This is a genomic window from Kitasatospora sp. NPDC007106 (assembly GCF_040634455.1).
Classification (GTDB): Bacteria; Actinomycetota; Actinomycetes; order Streptomycetales; family Streptomycetaceae; genus Kitasatospora; species Kitasatospora arboriphila.
On sequence record NZ_JBEYFP010000893.1, the window covers coordinates 1 to 2,292 of the forward strand.

Sequence of the window (2,292 nt, forward strand, 5' to 3'; positions counted from 1 at the left end):
CGGCGAGAAGATCCTCTTCGTCAACGGCTTCACCACGCACTTCGTCAACTACCACACCCCGGAGAACGTCCGCTTCGGCCTGGACTACGCCCCGGGCGCCGCCAACCTGCTGACGTACCTGATCAGCCAGGCGGCGATCCCCGAGTACCAGGTGCGCTGGCGCTGGCAGCCGAACAGCGTCGCGATCTGGGACAACCGCTCCACCCAGCACTACGCCGTGCAGGACTACTGGCCCGCCGTCCGCCGGATGGAGCGCGCCGGAATCGTCGGAGCCAGACCCTTCTGAGCCCGTCCCAGCAACAGGTGAGGTGGTAACAATGGCGTTTCACACCGATGCGGAGCCGGCGGCGGCTCCGGCCGCCGCTGCCCAGGCGCCGGCCGTGTCCAGGCGCTACGCCTGGGTGGTCTTCGCGCTGAGTTTCGGACTGCTCCTCTCGGACTACATGTCACGGCAGGTGCTGAATGCGGTCTTCCCGCTGCTGAAGGCCGAATGGATGCTGACGGACGCCAAGTTGGGATCGCTCAGCGGCGTCGTCGCCCTGGCGGTCGGCGTGCTGGCCTTCCCGATGTCGCTGCTCGCCGACCGCTGGGGCCGGGTGCGGAGCCTGGTGGCCGCCGCGATCACGTGGAGCGTGGCGACCCTCGGCTGCGCGGTGGCGGCGGACTACGGCCAGATGTTCGTCGGCCGTCTCTTCGTCGGCATCGGCGAGGCCGCCTACGGCAGTGTCGGCATCGCCGTGGTGCTCAGCGTCTTCCCGATCGGCATGCGGGCCACCCTCTCGGGGGCGTTCATCGCCGGCGGCGCGTTCGGCTCCGTCCTCGGCGTCGCGATCGGCGGCGCCGTCGGCCAACACCTGGGCTGGCGCTGGGCGTTCGGCACCATGGGGATCTTCGGGCTGGTCCTGGCCGTGGTCTTCGCCCTGGTGGTCACCGAGAAGCGGCTGCACCCCGGGCCGCGCCCGAGCCGGGCGGAGCGCGCGGCGGCGGCACCACTGCGCGCCCTGCTGCCCAAGCTGTTCTCCTCGGTCTCGGTGGTCGGCGCGTACGTCGGCAGCGGGCTCCAGCTGTTCATCCCCGGAGCGCTGATCGCCTGGCTGCCCAGCTTCTTCAACCGCTACTACGGGATGCCCACGGCCAGGGCCGGCGGCACGGCGGGGCTCTACGCACTGCTCATCGGCATCGGCATGGTCGGCGGCGGCATGGCGTCCGACCGGATCAGCCGGTCCGACCCGGCCCGCAAGTGGCTCGTCGCCCTCGCCTGCAGCCTGGGATCACTGGTGCTGCTGACGGCCGCGTTCCGGATCCCGACGGGGGCGCCCCAGCTCCTCCTGCTCGGCGCCGGCGCGCTGCTCTCCGGCGCGACGGCCGGCCCGGCGGCCGCCATGGTCGCCAATCTGACCCCGGACGCGATCCCGGCGACCGCCTTCGGCACCCTCACCCTGGCCAACAGCCTCCTCGGCCTGGCCCCCGGGCCCGCGGTCACCGGGATGATCGCGGACCGCACCGGCCTGCTCGGCGCGCTGCAGCTCGTCCCCCTGGTCGCCCTGCTGGCCTCGGCCTGCTTCCTGGTCGGCCGCAGCCGCTACCGCACCGACCTGCGCCGCCTGAACGGCTTCGCCCCGGCCCCCCACGAAGCGGAGACACCCGCATGAGCTCCCCCCTCCCTCCCCCGGTCGTGATCGTCCCCGGGCTGCGCGGCCACGTGGCCGACCACTGGCAGACCGTCCTCGCCGACGGGCTCGCCGCCGCCGGCCGGGACGTCCGCACCGTCCCGCCGCTGGCCGGCGACGACGACCGGATCGACTGCGAGGCCCGGGTCGCCGCCCTCGAGGAGACGGTCGCCGAGGCGCCCGGGCCGCCGATCCTGGTCGCCCACAGCGCCGGGGTGATGACCACCGTCCACTGGGCGCTGCGGACCGGACGCCCGGTCCACGGCGCGCTGCTGGCCACCCCGCCGGACTTCGACACCCCGCTGCCCGAGGGCTATCCCACCCCGGAGGCGCTCCGGCAGAAGGGCTGGACCCCGACGCCGAGAACGGCCCTGCCGTTCCCCAGCATCGTCGCGATGAGCGACGACGACCCGCTCGGCCACCCGCAGAGGGTCGCCGGGATGGCGGCCGCCTGGGGCAGCCGCCTGATCGGGCTCGGAGCGGTCGGCCATCTCAACCCCGCCTCCGGCTACGGTCCTTGGCCGCAGGCGGCGGAGCTGGTCCGCGAACTCGAGTTCGGCTGACGACACCGGCACACCGGGGCGTGTCCGACGGCTCCCGCCAGACGCGGGAGCCGTCGGAC

General features: G+C 73.6%; 3 protein-coding genes. All 3 read left to right on the plus strand.

The annotated features are described in order from the left end of the window. A partial coding sequence (locus tag ABZ641_RS33715) for a TauD/TfdA family dioxygenase (RefSeq protein WP_359988089.1) occupies positions 1-286 on the plus strand: 286 nt, incomplete at its 5' end. Positions 287-380: 94 nt separating this feature from the next. Continuing rightward, positions 381-1,652 carry an MFS transporter gene (locus ABZ641_RS33720; protein WP_344623342.1) on the plus strand — a complete coding sequence of 424 codons (1,272 nt, stop codon included), beginning with the start codon at positions 381-383 and terminating at the stop codon, positions 1,650-1,652. Next, positions 1,649-2,233: an alpha/beta fold hydrolase gene (locus tag ABZ641_RS33725; RefSeq protein WP_344623343.1), complete on the plus strand. Its 585-nt coding sequence runs from the start codon at positions 1,649-1,651 to the stop codon at positions 2,231-2,233. The genes ABZ641_RS33720 and ABZ641_RS33725 overlap by 4 nt, the downstream gene beginning before the upstream one ends. Positions 2,234-2,292: the final 59 nt, after the last annotated feature.

What these genes read in the sequence shown, in the direction of transcription:
- ABZ641_RS33725 (WP_344623343.1), top strand. Translation starts at nt 1,649, where the DNA reads ATGAGCTCCCCCCTCCCTCCCCCGGTCGTGATCGTCCCCGGGCTGCGC.